General features: G+C 67.5%; 21 protein-coding genes. 12 read left to right on the forward strand and 9 right to left on the reverse strand.

Annotated features, from left to right (window positions below; genetic code table 11):
* Positions 1-152: 152 nt before the first annotated feature.
* The 4 genes from R1L06_RS14345 to R1L06_RS14360 are packed head-to-tail and all read right to left on the reverse strand — an operon-like array spanning position 153 to position 3,957.
* On the reverse strand, positions 153-803 hold the full coding sequence (locus R1L06_RS14345; RefSeq protein WP_005414428.1) for a response regulator: 651 nt from the start codon (positions 801-803) through the stop codon (positions 153-155).
* Positions 804-831: 28 nt separating this feature from the next.
* On the reverse strand, positions 832-1,887 hold the full coding sequence (locus R1L06_RS14350; protein ID WP_317218043.1) for an ABC transporter substrate-binding protein: 1,056 nt from the start codon (positions 1,885-1,887) through the stop codon (positions 832-834).
* Positions 1,884-3,275 (reverse strand): sensor histidine kinase N-terminal domain-containing protein, encoded by a 1,392-nt coding sequence (locus R1L06_RS14355; protein ID WP_317218061.1) that lies wholly within the window; start codon positions 3,273-3,275, stop codon positions 1,884-1,886. The genes R1L06_RS14350 and R1L06_RS14355 overlap by 4 nt, the downstream gene beginning before the upstream one ends.
* Positions 3,268-3,957, reverse strand: a complete 690-nt coding sequence (locus tag R1L06_RS14360) for a response regulator transcription factor (protein ID WP_049463657.1) — start codon at positions 3,955-3,957, stop codon at positions 3,268-3,270. Before R1L06_RS14360 ends, R1L06_RS14355 begins: the two co-directional genes overlap by 8 nt.
* A 242-nt stretch (positions 3,958-4,199) precedes the next feature.
* Between R1L06_RS14360 and R1L06_RS14365 the strand changes: the two genes are divergently transcribed.
* The 5 genes from R1L06_RS14365 (at position 4,200) to R1L06_RS14385 (ending at position 10,698) form a co-directional block, all read left to right on the forward strand.
* On the forward strand, positions 4,200-5,339 hold the full coding sequence (locus tag R1L06_RS14365; protein ID WP_142808079.1) for an OprO/OprP family phosphate-selective porin: 1,140 nt from the start codon (positions 4,200-4,202) through the stop codon (positions 5,337-5,339).
* Between the two features lie 75 nt (positions 5,340-5,414).
* A complete protein-coding gene (locus R1L06_RS14370; protein WP_032130486.1) occupies positions 5,415-6,743 on the forward strand; it encodes a CitMHS family transporter in 1,329 nt (442 codons plus the stop codon).
* 24 nt (positions 6,744-6,767) lie between these two features.
* Positions 6,768-7,508 carry an acetoacetyl-CoA reductase gene (phbB, locus tag R1L06_RS14375; RefSeq protein ID WP_005419193.1) on the forward strand — a complete coding sequence of 247 codons (741 nt, stop codon included), beginning with the start codon at positions 6,768-6,770 and terminating at the stop codon, positions 7,506-7,508.
* Positions 7,509-7,715: 207 nt separating this feature from the next.
* The gene (locus R1L06_RS14380) at positions 7,716-8,240 is read left to right on the forward strand and encodes a hypothetical protein (RefSeq protein ID WP_182266675.1); all 525 of its coding nucleotides are present in this window, start codon (positions 7,716-7,718) and stop codon (positions 8,238-8,240) included.
* Between the two features lie 160 nt (positions 8,241-8,400).
* Positions 8,401-10,698: a TonB-dependent receptor gene (locus tag R1L06_RS14385; RefSeq protein ID WP_071228130.1), complete on the forward strand. Its 2,298-nt coding sequence runs from the start codon at positions 8,401-8,403 to the stop codon at positions 10,696-10,698.
* A gap of 309 nt (positions 10,699-11,007) precedes the next feature.
* Here R1L06_RS14385 and R1L06_RS14390 read toward each other — a convergent pair whose 3' ends face one another.
* Both R1L06_RS14390 and rsgA read right to left on the reverse strand, forming a co-directional pair.
* Complete coding sequence (locus R1L06_RS14390; protein WP_317218044.1) at positions 11,008-12,261, reverse strand: flavohemoglobin expression-modulating QEGLA motif protein; 1,254 nt, start codon at positions 12,259-12,261, stop codon at positions 11,008-11,010.
* A 227-nt stretch (positions 12,262-12,488) separates the two neighbouring features.
* The gene (rsgA, locus tag R1L06_RS14395; RefSeq protein ID WP_032129866.1) at positions 12,489-13,598 is read right to left on the reverse strand and encodes a ribosome small subunit-dependent GTPase A; all 1,110 of its coding nucleotides are present in this window, start codon (positions 13,596-13,598) and stop codon (positions 12,489-12,491) included.
* 114 nt (positions 13,599-13,712) lie between these two features.
* Between rsgA and R1L06_RS14400 the strand changes: the two genes are divergently transcribed.
* From R1L06_RS14400 to R1L06_RS14410, 3 genes are read left to right on the forward strand one after another with little or no spacing between them, the layout of a single operon-like run.
* A complete protein-coding gene (locus tag R1L06_RS14400; RefSeq protein ID WP_005414441.1) occupies positions 13,713-14,987 on the forward strand; it encodes a pyridoxal phosphate-dependent aminotransferase in 1,275 nt (424 codons plus the stop codon).
* 3 nt (positions 14,988-14,990) lie between these two features.
* Positions 14,991-15,608, forward strand: coding sequence for an SGNH/GDSL hydrolase family protein (locus R1L06_RS14405; RefSeq protein ID WP_317218045.1), 618 nt, complete (start codon positions 14,991-14,993; stop codon positions 15,606-15,608).
* A 4-nt stretch (positions 15,609-15,612) separates the two neighbouring features.
* Positions 15,613-16,329 carry a class I SAM-dependent methyltransferase gene (locus tag R1L06_RS14410; RefSeq protein WP_049400245.1) on the forward strand — a complete coding sequence of 239 codons (717 nt, stop codon included), beginning with the start codon at positions 15,613-15,615 and terminating at the stop codon, positions 16,327-16,329.
* Positions 16,330-16,397: 68 nt separating this feature from the next.
* Here the strand turns inward: R1L06_RS14410 and R1L06_RS14415 are convergent, their stop codons facing one another.
* On the reverse strand, positions 16,398-17,177 hold the full coding sequence (locus tag R1L06_RS14415; protein WP_317218046.1) for a polysaccharide deacetylase family protein: 780 nt from the start codon (positions 17,175-17,177) through the stop codon (positions 16,398-16,400).
* 59 nt (positions 17,178-17,236) lie between these two features.
* On the opposite strand from R1L06_RS14415, the gene grxD reads away from it, so the two are divergent.
* Positions 17,237-18,163 (forward strand): Grx4 family monothiol glutaredoxin, encoded by a 927-nt coding sequence (gene grxD, locus R1L06_RS14420; RefSeq protein ID WP_049421809.1) that lies wholly within the window; start codon positions 17,237-17,239, stop codon positions 18,161-18,163.
* 77 nt (positions 18,164-18,240) lie between these two features.
* Here grxD and R1L06_RS14425 read toward each other — a convergent pair whose 3' ends face one another.
* Positions 18,241-18,780, reverse strand: coding sequence for a DUF924 family protein (locus tag R1L06_RS14425; protein WP_006384394.1), 540 nt, complete (start codon positions 18,778-18,780; stop codon positions 18,241-18,243).
* 43 nt (positions 18,781-18,823) lie between these two features.
* The gene (locus R1L06_RS14430; RefSeq protein ID WP_005414446.1) at positions 18,824-19,600 is read right to left on the reverse strand and encodes an AMP nucleosidase; all 777 of its coding nucleotides are present in this window, start codon (positions 19,598-19,600) and stop codon (positions 18,824-18,826) included.
* 151 nt (positions 19,601-19,751) lie between these two features.
* On the opposite strand from R1L06_RS14430, the gene R1L06_RS14435 reads away from it, so the two are divergent.
* The 3 genes from R1L06_RS14435 to R1L06_RS14445 are packed head-to-tail and all read left to right on the forward strand — an operon-like array spanning position 19,752 to position 23,076.
* Positions 19,752-21,161 carry an amidohydrolase gene (locus tag R1L06_RS14435; RefSeq protein ID WP_317218047.1) on the forward strand — a complete coding sequence of 470 codons (1,410 nt, stop codon included), beginning with the start codon at positions 19,752-19,754 and terminating at the stop codon, positions 21,159-21,161.
* Entirely contained in the window at positions 21,161-22,423 is a 1,263-nt protein-coding gene (locus tag R1L06_RS14440) for an amidohydrolase family protein (protein WP_317218048.1), read from the forward strand. The genes R1L06_RS14435 and R1L06_RS14440 overlap by 1 nt, the downstream gene beginning before the upstream one ends.
* Positions 22,424-22,443: 20 nt before the next feature.
* Positions 22,444-23,076: a 2-hydroxychromene-2-carboxylate isomerase gene (locus tag R1L06_RS14445; RefSeq protein WP_032129874.1), complete on the forward strand. Its 633-nt coding sequence runs from the start codon at positions 22,444-22,446 to the stop codon at positions 23,074-23,076.
* Positions 23,077-23,086 lie beyond the last annotated feature (10 nt).

A 23,086-nucleotide genomic window follows, 5' to 3' on the forward strand; every position in this document is an offset into this window, starting at 1 on the left:
TTGCCGTGTGCGCAGGACAGCGCACACGAGCAAGCGGCGACCGAGCTTACATGGACGTACTTGCAGCGGCCCCTGCGCAGTCCACCTGCCCGGCCTCACCCATGAACTGCTCTACGTGTCCACCCACGAGGGGCTGCGCCGTTGGCTGGAAACTACAACCCGATGCCGGCGTCGCCCTCGGGCTCCAGCGCCTTCACCAGCACCGCCGCCTGCGTGCGGCTATGGCATTCGAGCTTCTTCAGGATCGCGGTGACATGCACCTTCACCGTGTTCTCGGCCAATCCCAGCGTATAGGCAATCTGCTTGTTGAGCAGGCCATCGGCCAGGCACAGCAGCACGCGGAACTGCTGCGGGGTCAGCTGGGCCAGGCGGCTGGCCAGCAGGGCGTCGGCCTCTGAGCGTTCGGCGGCCATCGCCGGGAACCACAAGCCGCCATCAAGGACCGCCTGCACCGCCTCGCCGATGGTCTCGGCCGGGGCCGACTTCGGGATGAAACCGGCGGCACCGAACTGCTGGGCGCGGCGAATCACACGGGGGTGGTCGTTGGACGAGAGGATCACCACCGGGATGTCCGGATGCGAGCCACGCACGTGCAGCAGCGCGGAAAAACCGTGTGCGCCAGGCATGGTCAGGTCGAGCAGCACCAGGTCCACGTCCGGGTGCGCGTCGAGGGCTTCGGCCAATGCCTCGGCGCTGGCGACCTCGCGCACCTGCGCCAGCGGCAGGCTCTGCCGCAATGACTGCACCACCGCCGAACGCAGCAGCGGGTGGTCATCGGCGATCAGGATGGTGTATTCGCTCATGCCGCCATTGTACGGGCAGGCCGTCGCCTCAGCGCCCTGCCGGCTCCACGCTGCTGCGCCAGGCATCGAGGAACTGGCGGCGTTTGAGTGCATCCAGGTACACCAGCAGGCCCGGGCCCAGCTGGATCGGGCGGCGGCTGCGGCCGGGCGCATCGTCGCCACGTGCGCTGCCGGTGACGATCGGCATCAGCCGTGCCTCGCGTGACAGCACCTGCTGGCCACGCGGCGACAACAGGTAGTCGAGGAAGCGCCGGGCTTCTTCCGGGTGTGGGCCGGTGCGTGGAATCACCGCGGTACGCAGTACCACCAGCGTGTAGTCCTCAGGCTCCACAATCGCCAGCGGAGCACCCGCGTCGATGCGCGCCTGCGCGTAAGAGCCGAGCACGTTGTAGACCAGCGACAGCTGTCCGCTGGCCACCTTGTCCAGCAGCACGCCGGTGCGCTCCTCGCGCACCACGTCGTTGTCGCCCAGCGCGCCCAGCAGCGCACCGGCGATGCTGCCACGCTGCGCATCCTGCGTTGACAGCAGGTAGCCGACGCTGCTGCGTTCGATGTCATAGGTGCCGACCCTGCCGCGCAGCGGTGCGCCTTCGGCGCGCAACCGGTCCAGCAGTTGCCGGCGCGTGTGCGGCACCTTCGCCGACGGCAGTGCACGGGTGTTGTAGACCATCACCACCGGCTCGTAGCTGATGCCGAATGCCTCGCTGCGCCACTGCGCCCAGGCCGGCAGCGCGGCGGTCTGCGCGGAGCGGTGCGGCAGTGCATGACCATCGTTGACCAGCTTGGTCTGCAGGTCCATGCCACTGGAGATCAGCAGGTCCGGCGATGCCGGTCCGCCGCGGTCGTGCAGGTACCGCGCGTACAGGTCCTGGGTGATGATGTCCTCGTACACCACTTCGGTGCCCGGGTGCAGCCGCTGGTAGTCGGCGATGACCACCGCGAACACTTCGATGTCGGTGGTGCCGTGGATGCGCAGCTGCGCCGTGGTCTTTGCCTGTGCGGGAAAACGGCGCACATCGCCGGGCGCGGCCAGCACCGGCAGGGCCAACAGCAGGGCAACGGCGGTGGCGAACAGGCGGATCATGAACTGCTCCGGGGCAGGCGGATGGTAGCGATCAAACCACCCTGCGGACGGTTGCTGAGATCGATGCGGCCGCCATGGCTGTCGACCACGCGCTTGACGATGGCCAGGCCCAGCCCGGCGCCGCCGGACGGCGCGCCCTCGCCACGGGCGAAGCGCTCGAACACGCGTTCGGCATCGGCGGCGGCAATGCCGGCACCGTGGTCGGCGATGGTCAGCACGGCCTGCCCGCCTTCCACGGTCAATGCGATCTGCAACGGACCGTCGCCGCTGTACTTGAGTGCATTGTCGACCAGGTTCTTGATCGCCTCGCGCAGCAGCAGCGCATCGCCATGCACCTGTACCGGCTCGGCGGTCATCGCCAGCTGCACGCGCGGCGCCGGGCCGGCCTGCGGCAGCGCTTCATGCAGGGCCTGGTGCACGGTCTCGGCCAGATCCACTGCAGCAAAGCGCTGCAGATGCGAACGATGGATCACGCTGGCATCGCTGAGCAACTGATTCAACAACCGGCTCATGTGGGTGGCGTTGCGCTCGATCGCCTGCAGGCTGCGCCGCATGTCTTCGGGATCGTCGTCATCCAGCGCCAGCTGTGCCTGCGCACGCAATGCCGCCAACGGCGTGCGCATCTGGTGCGCGGCCTCGGCCATGAACGCACGCAAGGTCTCGTTGCTGCTGGATAGGCGTTCCATGAAGCGGTTCAACGCCGCCACCATCTGGTCCATCTCGCGCGGTACACGGGCATCCAGCGGCTTCAGGTCAGAGGGCTCGCGGCGTGACAGCTCGCGTTCCACCCGCACCAATGGCCGGAATGCGCGATGCACGCCAAAGGCCACCAGCGCCAGCAGCAGGCCGGACAGCACACCGATCGCCAGCAGTGCGCGGTTGACCATGTCCTGCGCGACCGCTTCACGCGCACGCCGGGTCTGGCCGACCTGCACCTGTACTTCGCCCTGCGCCGAGGCGGCGGCGAAACTGCGGCCGACCACCACGAAGCGCACGGTCTCGCCACTGTACGCCGCATCAAACAGCTGCGGTTGCGTGCCGGGCCGGCGCGGCGGCGCCGGCAGGTCGCCATAGCCGGTGATCAGGTTGCCACGGCTGTCGGCGACCCGATAGAACACGCGGTCTTCCGGGGCCATCGCCAGCAGGTCCAGCGCCGCATAGGGCAGATCGACCTGCCATTGGCCATCGACCAGGGCCACCGAATCGGCAATGGACAACGCCGAGGACACCAACAGGTGATCGTAGGAACGGTTGGCGGCGCGCTGGCCATAGCCGCGCGCGGCAAACAGCAGAGCCACCGCGAACACCGCCAGCAACGCGCCGAGGTAGAGCAGCAGCGTGCGCCGCAGCGAGCCCGGTGCGGCGTTCGCGGTCCGCGCGTCAGCCATCGGCGTCGGCGCTGTCATCACTGGCTTCCAGCAGGTAGCCAACGCCGCGCACCGTGGTGATGCGCAGCGGTGCACCTGCCAGCTTCTTTCTAAGGCGCCCCACATACAGCTCGATGGCATTCGGGCCGGCTTCATCGTCGAAGCCGAACAGGCCATTGCCTATCTCATCCTTGCCGACCACCTGGCCGAGGCGGCCGACCAGAATCTCCAGCAGCCGGTACTCGCGGTTCGGCAGTTCGATCGGTTCGCCGTCGAGGCTGACCCGGTGCGCGGCATTGTCGAACTGGAAGCCACCGATCTGCACCACTTCGCTGGCCTGGCCGCGCGCGCGTCGCAGCAGCACGCGGCAGCGCGCTTCGAACTCGCGGAAATCGAACGGCTTGCCCAGGTAATCGTCGGCGCCGACGTCCAGCGCCTGCACACGGTCTTCGATGCCGTCGCGCGCGGTCAGCATCAGCACCGGTGTGCTGTCGCCGCGCTCGCGCATGCCGGCCAGCACGCGCAGGCCATCGAGCTTGGGCAGGCCGATATCCAGAACCACCAAGTCGAAGCTCTGGTAGCGCAGCACGCTGGCGGCCGCCAGGCCATCGGCCTGCCAGTCCACGGCGTGCCCACTGCGGCGCATGCGGCGGATGATCGCATCGGCCAGATCCGGGTTGTCTTCGACCAGCAGCAGGCGCATGGGCACGGGGGTGGGAGGGGAAACGAATGCTACCGCATGCCGCCGCCGCGCTTGCCGGGCGTGGCCCAGTGAGCGCAGTGGCCGGTTTTACGCTGCACCGCACAATCCGTTGACAGGACGATGACAGCTACGGCAACCCAGACTGCGGCCGCGCACCGTCCGGTGCCCACGATTGCCGCGCGCCTGGCGCGCACCTGGGAGGGTTTGTGGAATTCACGTTTGCCTGGCGGCGCCCTGCCGCCATGATGGCGCTGGCTGCCCTGTCGGCGCCGGCCTTTGCCGCCGAAGACGATCGTCCGGTCACGGCCTCGCTCGGAGGCCGCCTGCACCTGGACTTCGCCACCTTCGACAACGACAATCGCGGTACGCCGAACAAGGATGACACCGAGATCCGCCGTGCCTGGGTCGATGTGTCCGGCAAGTTCTTCGTGGTCGACTACAAGCTGGAAGCCGATTTCTCCGGCGACCGCGTCGAGGCCAAGGACGTGTACCTGGCACGCAGCTTCGGCAAGGCCGGCAAGCTGACCGTGGGCCAGTTCAAGCAGTACTTCTCGCTGGATGACCGCACCAGCTCCAACTACGGCAGCTTCCTGGAGCGCGGCAACGCCGGCACCACGCTGGCACCGCTGTATCGCCTGGGCGCATCGTGGCAGGCCAATCCGGGTGACTTTACCTGGGCGGCCAGCATCTACAGCCTGGAGAGCATCGACGCCTGGCAGGTGAAGGGCCGTGCCGCCGGTGGCCGCGTCACCTGGGCGCCCTCGCCCAGCGATGGCGACGTGCTGCACCTGGGCCTGTCGCTGGCCCGTGAGGCCTACGACAACCCCGGCGCCAATGGCGTGCCTGGCCTGCGCATCCGCCCGCGCCCGGCCGGCCACCTATCCGACGAGAGCCGCCTGACCCTGGTCGACTTCTCCGCCGGCCGCGATACCGACGTCAACAAGTGGTCGCTGGAATACGCGCAGGTGCGCGGTCCGCTGTCGTGGCAGGGCGAATTCAGTGGAGCCACCTTCGATGACGGCGCGCAGCGTGGCGACGTGATGGCGGCCTACGGCATGCTCAGCTGGTTCGTCACCGGCGAAAGCCGCGCCTACGACCGCAAGACCGGCCGCTTCGCGCGGGTGAAGGACATCCGCCACAAGGCCGGTGCCTTCGAAGTGGCGCTGCGCTACGACCAGATGTGGGGCGCACAGCACCTCGACGGTGCCCCCGACCTGCGCCGCGGCAGCACCGAAGCATGGACGCTGGGTGGCAACTGGTACCTGCGCGACAACCTGCGCTTCATGCTCAACGTGATCGAAAGCCGCAACCGCGACCGCCTCGCCGGGGTCACGGTGGACCGCACGCGTGCGGTCACCGGCCGCCTGCAGTACGACTTCTAAGCCCGACATTCCGGGCATTCCGCCCGGGCCCCTTCCACTCCCCCACGTCCTGTTTTCGCAAGGAGTCCGCAGATGATGCTGAGCATCCTCGGCTTTGGCATGGTCATTACGTTCATGTACTTGATCATGAGCAAACGCCTGTCGCCGCTCGTCGCCCTGATCACCATCCCCATCCTGTTCGCGCTGATCGGCGGCTTCGGCGCCAACATCGACGAGATGATGCTGGAGGGCATCAAGAAGATCGCGCCCACCGGCGTGATGCTGATGTTCGCCATCCTCTACTTCGGGGTGATGATCGACGCCGGCCTGTTCGATCCGCTGGTGCGGGTGATCCTGCGCTTCGTGAAGGGCGATCCGATGAAGATCGTGCTCGGCACCGCGGTGCTGGCGATGCTGATCTCGCTGGACGGTGATGGCTCGACCACCTACATGATCACCGTCTCGGCGATGCTGCCGTTGTACCAGCGGCTGGGCATGAACGCGCTGAACATGACCTGCGTGACCATCCTCGCCGGCGGCGTGATGAACCTGACCCCGTGGGGCGGCCCGACCGCCCGCGCGGCCACCGCGCTGCACGTGGACCCGGCCGATGTGTTCGTGCCGCTGATCCCGTCGATGGTGATCGCCTGTGCTGGCGTGCTGCTGCTGGCCTGGTACCTGGGCCTGAAGGAACGCCGTCGCCTCGGCGTGGTGACCCTGCCCAAGGGCGGCAGCTGGATGGACAACAGCGTGTCCGACGACAGCAACCCGCTGCCGACCGTGGAAGACGCCGAGGACATCAAGCGTCCGAAGCTGCTGTGGGTCAACCTGGCCCTGACCGTGGCGCTGATGACCGCGCTGATCATCGGCGTGCTGCCGATGCCGGTGCTGTTCATGGTCGGCTTCGCCATCGCCCTGGTGATCAACTACCCGAACCTGGCCGAGCAGCGCCGCCGCGTGGTCAACCACGCCGGCAACGTGCTGTCGGTGGTGTCGCTGATCTTCGCCGCTGGCATCTTCACCGGCATCCTCAACAACACCGGCATGGTCGAAGCGATGTCGCACAGCTTCCTGGCGGTGATCCCGGAATCGTGGGGGCCGTACCTGGCGGTGATCACGGCGGTGGCGTCGATGCCGTTCACCTTCTTCATGTCCAATGACGCGTTCTACTTCGGCGTGCTGCCGATCCTGTCCGAAGCCGCCGGCAACTACGGCATCACCCCGGTGGAAATGGCGCGCGCCTCGCTGGCCGGTCAGCCGGTGCACCTGCTCAGCCCGCTGGTGCCGTCCACCTACCTGCTGGTTGGCCTCGCCAAGGTCGAGTTCGCCGATCACCAGAAGTTCACCCTGAAGTGGGCCATCGCCATCTCGATGCTGCTGATGGTCGGCAGCCTGCTGTTCGGCCTGTACCCGCTCGCGGCCTGACCCCTTACCAAGGAGCCTTCTGCAATGACGCTTCGAATCGCTTACGTCACCAGCGGCATGGGCAGTGTCGGTACTGCCATCTGCCAGAGCCTGGCCCGCAGCGGCCACACCGTGGTCGCCGGTTGCGCGCCGAACTCACCGCGCAAGGCCAACTGGCTGCGCGAGCAGCGCGAACAGGGCTTCGACTTCATCGCCTCCGAAGGCAACGCGACCGACTGGGCCTCGACCAGCGCGGCGTTCGCCAAGGTCCGCGCCGAAGTCGGCGAGGTGGATGTACTGGTCAACAATTCCGGCGGCAGCCGCGACCTGCTGTTCCGGCAGATGACGGTGGAAGACTGGAACGCGGTGATCGCCTCCAACCTCAATGCGCTGTTCAACCTGACCAAGCAGGTGGTGGACGGCATGGCCACGCGGGGCTGGGGCCGCATCATCAACATCGGTTCGGTCAGCGCCCACAAGGGCCAGATCGGCCAGGTGAACTACGCCACCGCCAAGGCCGCGATGCATGGTTTCAGCCGTGCGCTGGCCGCCGAAGTGGCCTCACGCGGGGTCACCGTCAACACGCTGTCGCCGGGCTACATCGCCAGCCAGGCGATCAGCAGCTTCCCGCCGGACGTGCTGGACCGGCTGGCCGCCTCGGTGCCGGTGCGACGCCTGGGCCGTCCGGAAGAAGTGGCCGGCCTGTGCGCATGGCTGGCCTCGGATGAAGCCTCGTACGTGACCGGCGCCGACTATCCGGTCAACGGTGGCCTGTACATGGGTTGAGCCCGTCTCCACGCAGCGCGTGGACCGCCTCCCCCACGGAGTGCGCGGGGCCGGTGAACCTTCGTTCGCGAGGGGGATCCGGCCCCTTTTTGTTTCTGCATTTCTGAGACGCACTTCCCGATGCATCGGCAGAACCGGTGCTATACCTGCTAGCGCTTGCCGCGCCCAATGGACGAACGGCTGACATCGCGGATCAAGGAGGTTGGCATGCGTGCAATGCTGATTGCGCTTCTTGCGGTCGCCACCACGCCACTGGCGGCAACCCCACCCGCTGCCACTGCAGAAGAGGCGGACGCAACCTGGCGGCTCGTGGAGCGCTGGTCCTTGCAACTGGCACGCTCTGACCTTGTCGCGCAGCTGTCACCCCTGGCTCCGGCCGGCTCGCGTTCGGAAGCAGGAAGGGGCCGGGGCGACAGCGCCACCATCGATCTGGCGCCTTTCGTGGTCGCTGGGAGGATCAGGGCGCCTTCTGGCCAGATCTACAGCGATGCGTCGGGGCGAATCATCAAAGGCATTACGCTGTCGCTGGGCGGCGCCTGCATCTCGCGAAAGCAGATGGGTCGTCGCTACCCCGACTTCAACGTCCTTTCCGTCCCGTCAGGGCATAGTCTGGACGAGTCGACGGTGTTCGGCACGGTACTGAACGGCATCCAGATCGGGTTCTCATTCTCCGAACATGATCGTGACTGCATGGACCAGCTCAAATTCAGGTGGCCCGGTGAGCGCTTCTGATTCTCTCCGGCATACCACCATGACGAACAGGTTGCAGGACGCACACCACTGCCCTGCATCGTTCGTTGGTTTTCCGTAAAGAAGGTTTCATGTTCCGTTCGCATAGTGGCCATGCACCGCGCACGCGTGCCGGTGACCACCCCCAATGCAACGGACCACCATGCAGACCCGACACCTGACGATCGCCGTGGCGATCGCGCTTTCCGCCGCCGCCAGCGCCCATGCTGCCACCGCCGCCGATACCGGCGCCAGCACCGATGCCGCGCTGAGCGCGCAGACGCTGGATACCGTCTCCGTGATCGGCCAGGGCGAGACCCGCCAGGTGCAGCGCATCACCGCCGTCGACAAGCAGGTGCTGCCGCCGGGCACCAGCGGCCAGAAGATCCTCGATCGCCTGCCGGGCGTGTCGGTGCAGTCCAACGACGCCTTCGGTGCCAACGAGGAATCGCAGACCATCAGCCTGCGTGGCTTCGACAAGAGCCGCCTGGGCTACACGCTGGACGGCATCCCGCTGGGCGACAACAGCTACGGCAACTACAACGGCCTGAGCATCGCCCGCGCGATCATCGCCGAGAACCTGGCCGGCGCCGAGCTGTCGCAGGGCATCGGTTCGCTGGGCGTGGCCTCGACCAGCAACCTGGGCGGCACCATCCAGTACTTCTCGATGGACCCGTCCACCGAATTCGGCGGTCGCGCCAGCGTCACCGTCGGCGACAACAGCCAGCGCCGTGGCTACCTGCGCGTGGATACCGGCGACATCAACGGCTTCTCGGCCTACGTGTCCGGCGTGCACCAGGACCAGGACATGTGGGCTGCGCCGTACCAGAACCAGACCACTCGCCAGTTCAACGCCAAGGCGGTGTGGAACGTGGGCGACCATCGTTTCGGTGCGTTCGTGGCCACCTCGCGCGCCAGCCAGGCCAACTACGCCTACCTGTCCAAGGACATGCTGGCACGTGGCCTGGGCTATGACTGGAACATCTACGCGCCGGACTGGGATCGAGCCGTGGCTGCTGCGTACTGCGCGCCGGGCACGCTGGACCGCAGCAAGTGCAGGTTCAGCGGTGGCGTCACCAGCATCGACGATGCGTACTACCAGAGCCGTGCACTGCGTGACGACAACCTGTACTCGGTGGATGCCGACCTGCGCCTGGGTGAGCAGGGTCGCCTGAAGCTGCTGGCCTACCACCACGACAACCGTGGCCAGGGCCACTGGTGGGCACCGGGCCAGCCGTCCTACCCCGGCACCGACAAGATGCTGCCGATCTCGATCCGCAGCACCAACTACACGATCAACCGCGACGGCCTGACCGCCGCACTGTCGTGGACGGTCGGTATCCACGAGCTGGAAGCCGGCCTGTGGTACGAGCAGAACGACCATAACGTTTCGCGCAACTTCTACTACATCAGCGGCCCGTTCCTGGACGACCTGTACCTGAAGAACCCGGACCGCCTGCTGTTCAACCAGGACTTCGACATCCGCACGCGCCAGTTCTACGTGCAGGACCGCATGCGCTTCCTGGACCAGCGCCTGACCGTGGACGTGGGCATCAAGAGCCCGAACACCCGCATGCGCGCCACCGCCAACCCGGGCGTGGAAACCAGCATCGCCTCAGGCACGCTGACTGCCAAGGAATCGGTGCTGCCGCAGCTGGGCCTGGGCTTCAAGCTCAACGCCAACAACGAGCTGTTCGCCTCGTATGCCGAAAACATCGCTGCCTTCGTCGGCGGTGGCAGCGGCGGCCCGCTGCAGGTGTCGCCGGAATCGTTCGCGGCCAGTGCCGGGCTGGAGCCGGAGAAGTCCAAGAGCCTGGAAGCCGGCTTCCGTACCTTCGGCGAGAAGTACCAGGCGTCGATCGCAGGCTACAACGTGAAGTTCGACAACCGCCTGCTGTCGCTGAACCCGTGCTCGAGCATCGAAGTCGGCACGCGTCCGGAGTGCGTGACGCGCTTCATCAACGTCGGTTCGGTGAAGAGCTACGGCGCGGAACTGACCTTCATCCTCAAGCCGATCGACGGCCTACAGTGGTACAACGCGCTGTCCTGGAACAAGACCACCTACGAGGACGACTACCTGTCCGGCGGCGCGGTAGTGCCGGTGGCCGGCAAGATCACCGTGGATACGCCGCAGCGCATGGCCTCCAGTGAAATCAGCTGGAACCGCGATGGCTTCTTCGCCAGCCTGCGTGCCAAGTACACCGGCAAGCGCTACTACACTTACACCAACGACCAGTCGGTGCCGGGCGTGACTACCTTCGACGCCGGTGCGGGCTACGATTTCGGCCCGGGCCTGGGCCTGCGCAATGTGCGGGTGTCGTTGAACGCGACCAATCTGACCAACAAGCGCTATGCGGGCCAGCTGAGTTCGTTCGCACCGACCGATCCGGAGGGCAAGCGCTATGCGATCCACGCGAGCGCGCCGCGGCAGTTGTTCATGACGGTGGCGGCGGAGTTCTAAGTCAGAAGCGGGCGCTGCGGGGCATCGAGTGTTCCTGCATGGCGCGGAGGCAATGAAAAGCAAAAGCAAAGAGCCGGGCATTGCCCGGCTCTTTGCTTTTCAAGCGCAATCCCTTCGGCGCGGTGATGTGCTGCCGCCCGCGCGGGAAACTGTCTGGCGGCGGTGGGGCACCCTGGCCAAGACCGTGAGGCGCATGGATGCGCCGATCGAGCCCCCATGGATGGGTTTACGGCGTGTCCTGACCAGGGTGCCCCACCGCCGCCCAGCGATATCAATCGAGGCGCCAGCGCATCATCCCGCCAACGCATTTCATTCCGGCGCCAGCTGGTCCATCCGTATCCGGTTGGCGAACAGCGAGAACGCCAGCATCCCGGCCAGGCCATTCGCCCGGCTCACCCAGTGCGGCAGCCAGCGCGGCGGCTTCAGCACCCCCGCATCGAACAACGGCGCGAACGCAATCGCGTCGGTCAGGTTCATCTTGCCGGCAAACAACCAGCGGCAGACCTGCAGGCGGTCCTCGGCCAGCATGTGGCGGAAGAAGGTGTGCACCGACACCAGGCCGCGCAGGTACACCGTGTCCTTGGTGAAGGCCAGGCCGCCACTCGGCGGCACGCCGCGGAACACGCGCTGTGCCGAGGCGAAGCTCTCCTCCGCGTTCTGCCCGGCATCGCAGAAATAGCGGAACACTTCGATGAAGTCGGCACCTTCGCGTGCCATCGCGATCGCTTCAGTGCGCAGGCTGATGCGCTTGAGGCGCTCGATGTCGATGCTGCCGGTGATCTGCTCGGCAAAGGTGGCCAGCCCTTCCTGGGTGGCCGTCACCCGCGGCGAGGACAGTGCCAGGCTGGGCAGCACCGGCTGCTCGCGGCCGTTCAGGGCGGTCAGCGAATGCACCAGCGCTTCATGGTGGAACAGCTGCGCGCGGTCGTAGGCGCTGAAGCGTGCACTGGTGCGCAGGCGGATGCGGGTCGGGCCGGCGGCGGCCTTGGACACCAGCTCCGGGTCGAGCTGTACCTGGATGATGCGCGATTCGAAGAACGCGTCCAGATCGTTCTGCAGTTGCAGTTGCAGCGCGATGGCCGAGACCGGCACCTGTTCTTCCGGCGCCAGCAGTTCGTGGTCCAGTTCGGCGGCGATCTGGATGAAGTGGCGTGCAGCCTCACGCGTGCTGGGGCCATTGCCCGGCAGCGGCTGCTCGGGGGCGCCGAACAGCTGCACAGAACAGGTATCGACTGCAGCGGTGCCCAGCCCTTCCAGCAGCTGTGCGGCCAGGTCCCAGCTCTGTGCCGACTGCCGCACGTAGTGGCCCAGCGGATGGCTGTCGTCACAGTCGGCGGCGATCGCGGCCAGCGCGCGGCGTTCTTCGCTGAAGTCCAGCTCCGGGTAATCCACCTTCGGCAGTACCGGCTGGCCGCGCGCTACGCTGTCCAGGAACGGTGCCTGCACCGTGGCTGGCCAGCTGGTCAGGCCCAGCAGGCGGATGCCTCCCACGGCCTCGACCAGGCGCGCATCGAGCGCTGCATGGTGGGCCACGTCACGGTCCAGCGTCGCAGTCGGTTCCATGCGCGGACTATAGCGCCCTGCCCGCACGTTGGTAGGTGCAATGGATCGGGTAGCTGCCAACCTTGGTTGGCATCCGCCGAAGGCGGACTTCGGATACATCCGTGCCAACCAAGGTTGGCACCTACCAGGAGCGGGCAGTTGGCACCCACCCGAAGCAGGCAGACGCAGGTTCATTGCAGGGGGCAGAGCCCATTGCGGTGCAATGGGATCCGACCCCGCGATACCGATCAACGCCTGCGCGGCTTGCCGGCCGGGCGGAACTGCTGGCCCTTGCCCTTCTTGCCACCGCGTTCCTGCGCGGTCTCAGCCTGGCGTACTGCCAGCTTGGCGGCAGCGGCGGCCACTTCTTCCTTCAGCTTGAAGTAGTTCAGCAGCCGGCTCTCTTCAATCTCGCCAGCCTCGATCGCTGCACGCACGGCACAGCCCGGCTCCTGCTGGTGCTTGCAGTCGTTGAAACGGCACTGTGCGGCCAGCGCTTCGATGTCCGCGAACCCACCCTCGGACAGGGTCTCTTCGCCGGTCGGCTTCAGTTCGCGCATCCCGGGGGTGTCGATCAGGCAGGCGCCGGTCGGCAGCGGCATCAGCGCGCGGTGCGTGGTGGTGTGGCGTCCACGCGAATCGTTGGCGCGCACTGCGTTGGTCTTCATCCGCTGCTCGCCGAGCAGGGTGTTGGTCAGCGTGGACTTGCCGGCACCGGAAGAACCGACCAGCACCACCGTGCGGCCCGGGCCCAGCCACGGCTGCAGCACCGCCACGCTGTCGGCATCCAGGCCGTTGATCGCATGCAGCGCGATGCCCTGCATCTCCAGTTCTTCCAGCACCGCCAGTGCGTCTTCGCTGTACTCGGTCTGGTCGGCCTTGGTCAGCACCACCACCGGTTCTGCACCACCACCACCGACCAGCAGCAGGTAGCGCTCGATGCGGCGCGGATTGAAGTCGGCATCCAGGCCACAGACGATGAACACCGTATCGATGTTGGCGGCGATCACCTGCTGGTGGTAATGCTCGCCGGCCGCACCGCGCTTGATCGCGGTACGCCGCGGCAGCAGGGCGACGATGCGGATGCCATCGAGCAGCACCCAGTCACCCACCGCTGGCCGTTCATGGCTGGGGAAGCGCGGGCGCTGCCATTCCGGCAGGGACTCGGCCTTGATCGACGCATCCGGGCCATCGGCCACCACGTAGTGGGTGCGGTGCTGTTCGATCACCCGTGCCGGGCGGGCCTGCGGATGTGCGGCCATCGCGGCCTGCCAGTCGGCCTGCTGCGCCGGGCCCGGCCAGGGCCAGCCAATGGTCTGCAGGGCGATGAAATCGGGGGTCTGGGTCATCGCCGCCATTCTACCTGTGCCGGCGCCCTGCCAGCCCAGCAATGACGGGCCCGGAGCCCTTGCCATGCATTGCAGCAATTCCGGTAGGATGGAAGCCCCATGCCTTTTGACGGCCCAGCTCCCATGTCCACCAACTCGCCCAAGCCCCTGGCCATCCGCGAGCGCCTTTCCGAAGTGCGCTACGAAATCCGCGGAGAACTGGCGCGGCGAGCCCGGGAGCTGGAGGCGCAGGGCCGCAAGCTGATCAAGCTCAACATCGGCAATCCCGGCGCCTTCGGTTTCCGCGCGCCGGAGCACCTTCAGCGTGCGATCGCCGACGACATGGGCCGCACCGACCCCTACACGCACCAGCAGGGCCTGCCGGTCGCGCGTGAAGCCATCGCCAGCTACTACGCCCGCCGTGGCGCGCCCGATGCGCACCCGGACCGCGTCTTCCTCGGCAATGGCGTCAGCGAACTGATCGACCTGTCGCTGCGTGCGCTGCTCAATCCCGGCGACGAAGTGCTGGTGCCCTCGCCCGACTACCCGCTGTGGTCGGCCTCGACCATCCTCAACGATGGCCGCCCGGTGTACTACCGCTGCGCACCGGAGAACGGCTTCCAGCCGGACCCGAGCGAGATCGAGACGCTGGTGTCCTCGCGCACCCGCGCCATCGTGCTGATCAACCCGAACAACCCCAGCGGCGCCAGCTACCCACGCGAACTGCTGGAGCGCGTGGTGGAGATCGCGCGCCGCCACAACCTGCTGTTGCTGGTTGATGAGATCTACGACCAGATCCTGTACGACGACGCGGTGTTCCAGCCGGTCGCGCCGCTGGCCGGTGATCATCCGTGCCTGACCTTCAGCGGCCTGAGCAAGGTGCACCGCGCCTGCGGCTGGCGCGTGGGCTGGGCCCACCTCAGCGGCGATGATGCCCGCCTGGGTGACTTCCGCGCGGCGCTGGACCTGCTCGGTGCGCTGCGCCTGTGCGCCAACGTGCCGGGCCAGTACGCCATCGAGGCCGCGGTGAACGGCCCGGACACCATTTCCGAGCTGTGCACGCCGGGCGGCCGCCTGTATGAAACCCGCCGCGCGGTAATCGAGGCCTGCGAAGCCAGCGAGCACCTGTCGCTGGTCGCGCCGGCCGGTGCGCTGTACGCGTTCCCGGCCGTGGTCGGCGCTGCGGCGAAGGGCTTCGACGACCACAACTTCGCGCTGGACCTGATGAACAACGAGGGCGTGCTGGTGGTGCCGGGCTCGAGCTTCAACGTGCCCTACCGCCACCATTTCCGCGTGACCCTGATGCCAGAGGCCTCGGTGATGCGCGATGTGTTCGCGCGCATCGACCGCGTGCTGGCACGGCGTGCCGAGGACGCGACCAAGGTCGTGCCGCTGAAGCCGCGCCGTTCGGTGGCCTGACCTGTGACCCTGTCCTATCTGGCGCTGGGCGATTCGTACACCATCGGTGAAGCGGTTGCAGTCGAAGGCCGCTGGCCGCACCAGCTGGCTGCCGCGCTGCGTGCACAGGGCACTGAGCTGTCCGATCCGCAGACCATTGCGACCACCGGCTGGACCACCGACGAACTCGATGCGGGCATCGATGCGGCCGCGCCGCAGGGGCCGTTCGATTTCGTCAGCCTGCTGATCGGCGTCAACAACCAGTACCGCGGGCGTCCGCTGGACGAATACCGCAGCCAGTTCAAGGCCCTGCTGCAGCGGGCGATCGGCTTCGCTGGCGGTGACGCCGGCCGCGTGCTGGTGCTGTCCTTCCCCGATTGGGGTGCGACCCCGTTCGGCGCCGGCAGTGGCCGCGACCTGGCCACGATCGAGATCGAGACCGACGAGTTCAACGCGGCTGCCGAGGTGATCAGCACCCAGCAGGGCGTGGCCTTCGTCGACATCACCGATATCAGCCGCGCGCAGGGCGAAGACCCGACGATGATTGCCGAGGACGGCCTGCACCCTTCAGCGCGGATGTATGCGCTGTGGAGCGCGCGCGCTCTGCCGGTGGCCGCGCATCTACTTGGCGGCACGGACTGAGACGATGGACGGCACGCCACGGAACGGCCCGCCCCTGCCCTGCACGCCCCTGACCGCCCCGCAGGCCCGCTTGATCGCAGAAGCATTCCGGCCAGCGCAGGCCTGGGGCAGCCGCCGCGACTACTACTACACCCGCGGCAAGCTCGGCAGCGATCCGCTGTACGACGGCGTGCTGCAGCATCTGCCTGACGATGGGCAGCCGGTGCTGGACCTGGGCTGCGGGCTGGGCCTGTTCGCCCATGTGCTGCGCCAGCGCGGCGGTACCCAGCATTACCTGGGCGTGGACGTGGATGCCGGCAAGATCACCCGCGCGCAACGTGCTGCCGCCGACCTGCAGGACGTGCGCTTCGACTGCGTGGATGTGCAGGCGCCGCTGCCGGCGCAGGCCGGGCACGTCCTGCTGCTGGACGTGCTTCAGTATCTGGACGCGGGCCCACAGCAGGCCCTGCTGCGCGCGGCCAGCGCGCAGGTGGCCCACGGCGGCTGCCTGTTGCTGCGTACACCGCTGGCCACCGGCGATGGCCGCGACCGCACCACGCGGGTGGCCGACCGGCTGGCCTGGCTGATCGGCTGGATGGGCACACGACCGCGCCACTATCCCGATCCGCAGGTGTTGCAGGCGACATTGATCGAGGCCGGATTGCAGGTGACGTCGCCCCGGCCGCTGCACGGGCGTACCCCGTTCAACAGCTGGCTGCTGGTGGCGCACCGCATCCGGTAGCGCGGGGCCATGCCCGGCGGATTCCATCCATGCCGCTGCGCTCGCCGGGCGTGGCCCGGCGCTACCGGTTATCCGGCCGGCAGCTGCGCCTTCAGCCCGCGCTCGTGCAGCGCCTGCAGCACGCGCTCGATGATCACCAGGTTGTGCCCATGGGCGGCACCTTCGTGCAGCAGCACGATGGCGCCCGGGCGCAGGTCAGGCAGCAGCCGTGCCAGCACGCCATCCGGCGTGCAGCCGACGCCGTCGTAGCCGCGCGCGCTCCAGCCTACCCGGACCAGCCCCAACCGCTGCAGCACCGGCGCCACGAACGGATTGGTCATGCCCACCACCGAGCGGTACCAGCGCACCGGCTGGCCGCTTACCGCCTGCAGGGCATGCTGGCAGCCCTCGATCTCGGCGCGCATCGCCGCCGGGCCCAGCCGCCAGAAGCGCGCCTGCGGATGGCTGTGGCTGTGATTGCCCAGGTCATGGCCACGGCGCAGGATCTCCTGCACCAGTTCCGGCTGTGCCAGCGCACGTTCCCCCACCAGGAAGAAGGTGGCGCGTGCCTGGTGGCGGTCCAGCCGGTCGAGCACGGCGCGGGTTTCCGGACCGGGGCCGTCATCGATGGTCAGCCATACCGTGTTGCCGGCCTCCGGCAGTCGGCTCAGCACCGGCGCATAGAAGCGGCTGTTGGGCAGGAACACCGGCACCATGAACAGCGCATGGCTGGCCACCATCAGTGGCAGCCCCCAGTGCCAGCCGGCCAGGGCCCAGACCAGGATCACGGCCAGCTGCGACGCCACCAGCCAGGGCAGCCAGCGCCAGGGGCGGGCCGGGATGCGATGCAATGTTCCTGCGTTGCTCATCCCCCATGATGCCATGGGGGTTAGAATTGATGATTCGAATTCCCGGAACCCCGACGTCCATGTCCCTCGATCCCGCCCTGCGTTCGCGCATCGAATCCATCCTCAACGCCAACCGCGTCGTGCTGTTCATGAAGGGCCAGCCGTCGATGCCGCAGTGCGGTTTCTCGGCCAAGGCCGTGGGCGCCCTGCAGGACCTCGGCGTCGAGTTCGCCCACGTCAACGTGCTGGCCGACCAGGAAATCCGTGAAGGCATCAAGGCCTACGGCGACTGGCCGACCATCCCGCAGCTGTACATCGACGGCGAACTGGTCGGCGGCAGCGACATCGTGCTGCAGATGGCCGCCAGCGGCGAGCTGAGCAGCGTGCTGGGCCTGGCTGCGCCGGACCGTACCCCGCCGAGCATCACCGTCACTCCTGCCGCCGTGGAAATGCTCAAGGGCGCGCTGGCCGATGCTCCAGGCGCTGCCCTGCAGCTGTCCATCGACGCCGGTTTCCAGCCGAACTTCCAGCTGGCCCCGCACGACGAAGGCGCGATTGCCGCCGAGTCCAACGGCCTGCGCGTGCAGTTCGACCTGGCCAGCGCGCGTCGCGCCAACGGCATCACCATCGACTGGGTGGACGACATCCGCGGCAAGGGCCTGGCGATCGACAACCCGAACGCGCCCAAGCCGGTGCAGGAAATCAGCGTGCGCGACGCCGACGACCTGGTGCGTGCCGGCAACATCACCCTGGTGGACGTGCGCCCGGCCGACGAGCGCGCCATCGCAGCCGTCGGCGTACCGTTCAAGAGCTTCGACGGCAACGGCCGCGCCGCGCTGGAAGCCCTGCCGAAGGACACCGCACTGGCCTTCATGTGCCACCACGGTGGCCGCAGCGCGCAGGCCGCCGAGCAGTTCCGCGCCCTGGGCTTCACCAAGGTGTTCAACGTCACCGGCGGCATCAACGCCTGGTCGGAAGACGTCGACAACGGCGTGCCGAAGTACTGATCGGCACTGAAAAAGGGGACGGAGGGAATTAAGTCGTTTGTGGCAAAAACGACTTAATTCCCTCCGTCCCCTTTTTCTTAGCCGGCGAACCCGCCTTCGGCCAGGTAATCCAGTTCTTCCGGCGTGGGGATGCGGCCCAGCACGGCGTTGCGATGCGGGAAGCGCCCGAAACGGCGGATGATGTCGCGGTGCAGTTCGGCGTACTGCAGGTATTCCTTGTCACCCAGCACGTCGAACATCGCCACCGAGCGGTCCTGGTCCAGCGGATCCTCGGAGTGCTCGAACGGCAGGTAGATGAAGGCGCGCAGCTTCGGCACCAGCTGCAGGTCCAGGCCTTCCTCGATGGCACGCATGGCGTAGTGCCGGGCCAGGCCATCGGTGGCGTAGGAATGGGCAGTGCCCCGGAAGCAGTTGCGCGGGAACTGGTCCAGCAGCAGCATCAGGGCCAGCGCCCCTTCGGCACTGCCCAGCCAATGCTCGCGCCCGCGCGAAGCGGCGGCGAAATGCTCATCCAGAAACAACTGGCGGAACTGCGCGTCGAACGCGTCGTCGCGGGCGAACCACTTCGCAGGGCCCGCCTCCTTCCAGAATTCCACCACTTGCGCGGCAACGTCCATTACCTACTCCCAGGCCCGGACGCCCCGCGCCCGGCCTTCATCATCATTCGTCGAAGCGCAGGTGGCGGACCGACTTGCCGTTGCGCCGGATAAGCTTAAGCGCCTCGATGCCGATCTGGATATGGTTTTCCACGAACTGGGAGCTGACCTTGGCATCGGAGGCCTCGGTCTTGACCCCGTCCGGGATCATCGGCTGGTCCGAAACCAGCAGCAGCGCGCCGCTGGGGATGTGGTTGGCGAAGCCGGCGGCGAACACCGTGGCCGTTTCCATGTCGATGGCCATGCAGCGCATCGCCCGCAGCCGCTCCTTGAAGGCCTCGTCGTGCTCCCAGACCCGGCGGTTGGTGGTGTAGACGGTGCCGGTCCAGTAATCGTGGCCGAGGTCGCGGATCATGGTCGAAACCGCACGCTGAAGCGCGAAGGCCGGCAGCGCCGGTACTTCCGGCGGCAGGTAGTCGCCCGAGGTACCCTCGCCACGGATCGCCGCGATCGGCAGCACCAGGTCGCCCAGCTGGTTCTTGCGCTTGAGACCACCGCACTTGCCCAGGAACAGCACCGCCTTGGGCATCACCGCCGACAGAAGGTCCATGATGATCGCGGCATTGGGACTGCCCATGCCGAAGTTGATCATGGTGATGCCATCGATGGTGGCACTGGCCATCGGCCGGTCCAGGCCGATGACCGGCGCGCCGGTCAGCTCGGAGAACGTATGCAGGTAGCCGCCGAAGTTGGTCAGCAGAATGTGCTGGCCGAACTGGTCCAGCGGTACGCCGGTATAGCGCGGCAGCCAGTTGTCGACGATTTCCTGCTTGCTCTTCATGGGCAGTCCGGTACGGCGGGGGACCGGGTATTTTCAGCCACCCGGCCGGTGCCGTCGAGCCACCGTCGACAGGCCTGTGAAGAAGGTCACTTGGCAAGCCCGCCGCCTCCGGGCTAGCGTCGGCGGTTGGACCAGCTGCAAGGGGAACTGCATGGCATCGACGTTGTTGCGCGCCGGGGTAGCCCTGGCACTGCTTTCATTGAGCACGGCTCCGGCGGTGGGCGCCTCGCGCTTCGTCGCCGATCCCTACCCCAGCACCTACCAGGCGCATCCCGATGCGCCGGTGCTGATCCAGAACGCCACCGTGCTGACCGGCACCGGCCAGCGCCTGGACAATGCCGACGTGCTGCTGCGCGAGGGCCGCATCGTCGCCGTTGGCCGCCAGCTGCAGGCCGATGCCGGTGTCACCCGCATCGATGCGCAGGGCAAGTGGGTCACCCCTGGCCTGATCGACGTGCACTCGCACCTGGGCGTGTACCCCAGCCCCGGCGTCGGCGCGCACAGCGACGGCAACGAGATGACCGCACCGGTCACCGCCAACGTCTGGGCCGAACACTCGGTGTGGCCGCAGGACCCGGGCTTCGCCACCGCGCTGGCCGGCGGCGTGACCAGCATGCAGGTGCTGCCGGGCTCGGCCAATCTGGTGGGTGGCCGCGGCGTGACCCTCAAGAACGTACCCGCGGTGACCTACCAGGCGATGAAGTTCCCCGGTGCACCCTGGGGCCTGAAAATGGCCTGCGGCGAGAACCCCAAGCGGGTCTATGGCGAAGGCAAGGGCGTGACCCCAGCCACGCGCATGGGCAACGTGGCCGGCTACCGCGCCGCCTTCATCGATGCCGCCGACTACATCGCCAAGAACAAGCCGAAGCCGGCCAAGCGCAAGGGCTGGTTCGGCAGCGACAAGGGCGACAGCGCCGGTGATGCCGGCGGCAAGCGCGATCTCAAGCTGGACACGCTGGCCGGTGCGATCGAAGGCGACATCCGCGTGCACATCCACTGCTACCGCGCCGACGAGATGGCCACCATGCTCGATCTGGCCAAGGAATTCGGCTTCAAGGTAGCCGCCTTCCACCACGGCGTGGAGGCCTACAAGCTGGCCGACCGGCTGGCCGCCGACGGCGTCTGCGGTGCGCTGTGGGCCGACTGGTGGGGCTTCAAGATGGAAGCCTTCGACGGTATCCCGGAGAACATCGCGCTGGTCGACCGGCCGAAGAACAGCTGCGCCATCGTCCACTCCGACTCACCCGAAGGCATCCAGCGCCTGAACCAGGAAGCGGCCAAGGTGATGGCGTCCGCGCGCCGCGCGCGCATGCCGGAGATCACGCCCGAACATGCCATCACCTGGATGACCGCCAACGCCGCCAAGGCACTGGGCATTGAAGGCCAGACCGGCACCCTGGAGGTCGGCAAGATGGCCGATGTGGTGGTCTGGAACGGCAATCCCTTCAGCTCGTACGCGCTGGCCGAGCAGGTCTTCATTGATGGCCGCAGGTTGTACGACCGCAGTGCACCGGCAGCGACGCCGCGTTCCGATTTCCAGCTTGGCCAGGAGGTGCGCTGATGGGCGTGTTGAACAAGCGTCGCCGGGCATGGCACGGCGCTACCGTGGTTGCGCTGTTGTTGATGACAACCGCAGCCTCGGCGCAGGACCTGCTGGTGCGCAACGCGACCGTGCATACGGCCAGCACGCGTGGCAGCCTGCAGAACGCCGATGTGCTGGTGCAGGGCGGCATCATCCGCGCGGTGGGCAACGGCCTGTCGGCGCCGGCCGGCGCCAGCGTGGTCGAGGCCAATGGCCGTCCCCTGACACCGGCACTGTTCGGTGGCATCACCGAGACCGGTATCGAAGAAGTGTCGGGTGAATCGAGCACGGTGGACAGTTCGCTGAAGCTCGGTGAGCAGCCACTGCGGCCGGAATTCGACGTCACCCTCGCCTACAACCCGGCCTCAGTGCTGATTCCGGTCACGCGGCTGGAAGGCATCGGCTTCACTGCGCTGGGCGCTGCCACCGGCGGTGGTTTCGTGGCCGGCCAGGGCGGCGTGATGCGGCTCGATGGCAGCACCGATCCGATCGGCCCGCGTGCCCTGTTCCTGCGCATCGGCGCGGCCGCCTCCGAACTGACCGGGCATTCGCGCGCCGCGCAATGGATGCTGTTGCAGCAGATGATCGACGAAGCACGCGGACAGGTGGCTGCGGACTCGCCGCACGCGCTGCTGACGCCAGCCGGACGCCGCACACTCAGTCGCTACCTGGCCGGCCAGGGCCGCATCGTGGTGGAGGTGGATCGCGCCTCCGATATCCGCCAGCTGCTGCGCTGGGCCACCCGCGAAAAGGTGAAGATCGCCATCGCCGGTGCCAGCGAAGCCTGGCAGGTAGCCCCAGAGCTGGCCGCTGCGCACGTACCGGTGTTCGTCGACGTGCTGGCCAACCTGCCGGCCAGCTTCGACCAGATCGGCGCCACCCTGGAAAACGCCGCGCGCCTGCAGCGTGCCGGCGTGCCGGTGTCGTTCGTGCAGCGCGGCGACGCCACCCACAACGCGCGCAAGATGCGCCAGCTGGCCGGCAACGCGGTGGCCAACGGCCTGCCGTGGGCCGATGGCCTGGCCGGGCTGACCCGGGTGCCTGCACAGGCGTTTGGGGTGGCCGACCAGATCGGCAGCATCGAGCCCGGCAAGCGCGCCGACCTGGTGCTGTGGGAGGGCGATCCGCTGGACGTGGCGCACTATGCCGAGCAGGTCTGGCTGGGCGGCCGTGCGATGCCGATGCGCTCGCGCCAGACCGAACTGCGTGACCGCTACCTGCAGCGCAACGCGCAGCCCTGACCGCACACGAGGACACACCGATGGCGACACTGCGCTGGTACTTCGACCTCATCTCGCCCTACTCCTACCTGCACTGGCAGAAGCTGAAGCAGCTGCCGCAGTTCGCGCAGATCCAGACCGTGCCGATCGCCTTCGGTGCGGTGCTGCATCACCTGGGCAACCTGGGGCCGGCCGAGATTCCGGCCAAGCGCCGCTTCATCTACCGCCAGCTGCTGTGGACCGCGCAGGCCGAGGGCACACCGCTGCGATTCCCGCCCGGCCATCCGTTCAACCCGCTGCCCGCCCTGCGCCTGTGCCTGGCCGCCGGTGCCAGCGTGCAGGCGGTGGACGTCCTGTTCGACTGGATCTGGCGCGACGGCAACGCGGCCGACAGCCCTGACGCCCTGCGCGAACCGGCCGCACAGCTGGGTATTGACGATGTCGCCAGCGCCATCGCCGACCCGGCGGTGAAGGAGCAGCTGCGCCGTAACACCGAGGCCGCGATCAGCGCCGGGGTGTTCGGTGTGCCGACCCTGGCTATCGATGAGGAGCTGTTCTGGGGCAACGACTCGCACCCGCTGATGGCTGCCGTTCTGGCCGATCCTGACCTGCTGCGGCAGCCCGAATGGCTGCGCCTGGCCACCCTGCCGGTGGCGGTGCAGCGCAGTCGCTGAACAGGGCGTG

The sequence above is a fragment of the Stenotrophomonas mexicanensis genome (assembly GCF_032911605.1).
GTDB lineage: Bacteria > Pseudomonadota > Gammaproteobacteria > Xanthomonadales > Xanthomonadaceae > Stenotrophomonas > Stenotrophomonas maltophilia_A.

Coding starts and splice junctions, on each gene's coding strand:
- grxD (WP_049421809.1), top strand. CDS start 17,237: ATGTCCCTCGATCCCGCCCTGCGTTCGCGCATCGAATCCATCCTCAAC.
- R1L06_RS14385 (WP_071228130.1), top strand. CDS start 8,401: ATGCAGACCCGACACCTGACGATCGCCGTGGCGATCGCGCTTTCCGCC.
- R1L06_RS14400 (WP_005414441.1), top strand. CDS start 13,713: ATGTCCACCAACTCGCCCAAGCCCCTGGCCATCCGCGAGCGCCTTTCC.
- R1L06_RS14430 (WP_005414446.1), bottom strand. CDS start 19,600: ATGAAGAGCAAGCAGGAAATCGTCGACAACTGGCTGCCGCGCTATACC.
- R1L06_RS14445 (WP_032129874.1), top strand. CDS start 22,444: ATGGCGACACTGCGCTGGTACTTCGACCTCATCTCGCCCTACTCCTAC.
- R1L06_RS14370 (WP_032130486.1), top strand. CDS start 5,415: ATGCTGAGCATCCTCGGCTTTGGCATGGTCATTACGTTCATGTACTTG.
- R1L06_RS14415 (WP_317218046.1), bottom strand. CDS start 17,177: ATGAGCAACGCAGGAACATTGCATCGCATCCCGGCCCGCCCCTGGCGC.
- R1L06_RS14410 (WP_049400245.1), top strand. CDS start 15,613: ATGGACGGCACGCCACGGAACGGCCCGCCCCTGCCCTGCACGCCCCTG.
- R1L06_RS14350 (WP_317218043.1), bottom strand. CDS start 1,887: ATGATCCGCCTGTTCGCCACCGCCGTTGCCCTGCTGTTGGCCCTGCCG.
- R1L06_RS14355 (WP_317218061.1), bottom strand. CDS start 3,275: ATGGCTGACGCGCGGACCGCGAACGCCGCACCGGGCTCGCTGCGGCGC.
- R1L06_RS14380 (WP_182266675.1), top strand. CDS start 7,716: ATGCGTGCAATGCTGATTGCGCTTCTTGCGGTCGCCACCACGCCACTG.
- R1L06_RS14425 (WP_006384394.1), bottom strand. CDS start 18,780: ATGGACGTTGCCGCGCAAGTGGTGGAATTCTGGAAGGAGGCGGGCCCT.
- R1L06_RS14365 (WP_142808079.1), top strand. CDS start 4,200: ATGATGGCGCTGGCTGCCCTGTCGGCGCCGGCCTTTGCCGCCGAAGAC.
- R1L06_RS14440 (WP_317218048.1), top strand. CDS start 21,161: ATGGGCGTGTTGAACAAGCGTCGCCGGGCATGGCACGGCGCTACCGTG.
- rsgA (WP_032129866.1), bottom strand. CDS start 13,598: ATGGCGGCGATGACCCAGACCCCCGATTTCATCGCCCTGCAGACCATT.
- R1L06_RS14345 (WP_005414428.1), bottom strand. CDS start 803: ATGAGCGAATACACCATCCTGATCGCCGATGACCACCCGCTGCTGCGT.
- R1L06_RS14360 (WP_049463657.1), bottom strand. CDS start 3,957: ATGCGCCTGCTGCTGGTCGAAGACAACCCGGATCTGGCCGATGCGATC.
- phbB (WP_005419193.1), top strand. CDS start 6,768: ATGACGCTTCGAATCGCTTACGTCACCAGCGGCATGGGCAGTGTCGGT.
- R1L06_RS14390 (WP_317218044.1), bottom strand. CDS start 12,261: ATGGAACCGACTGCGACGCTGGACCGTGACGTGGCCCACCATGCAGCG.
- R1L06_RS14435 (WP_317218047.1), top strand. CDS start 19,752: ATGGCATCGACGTTGTTGCGCGCCGGGGTAGCCCTGGCACTGCTTTCA.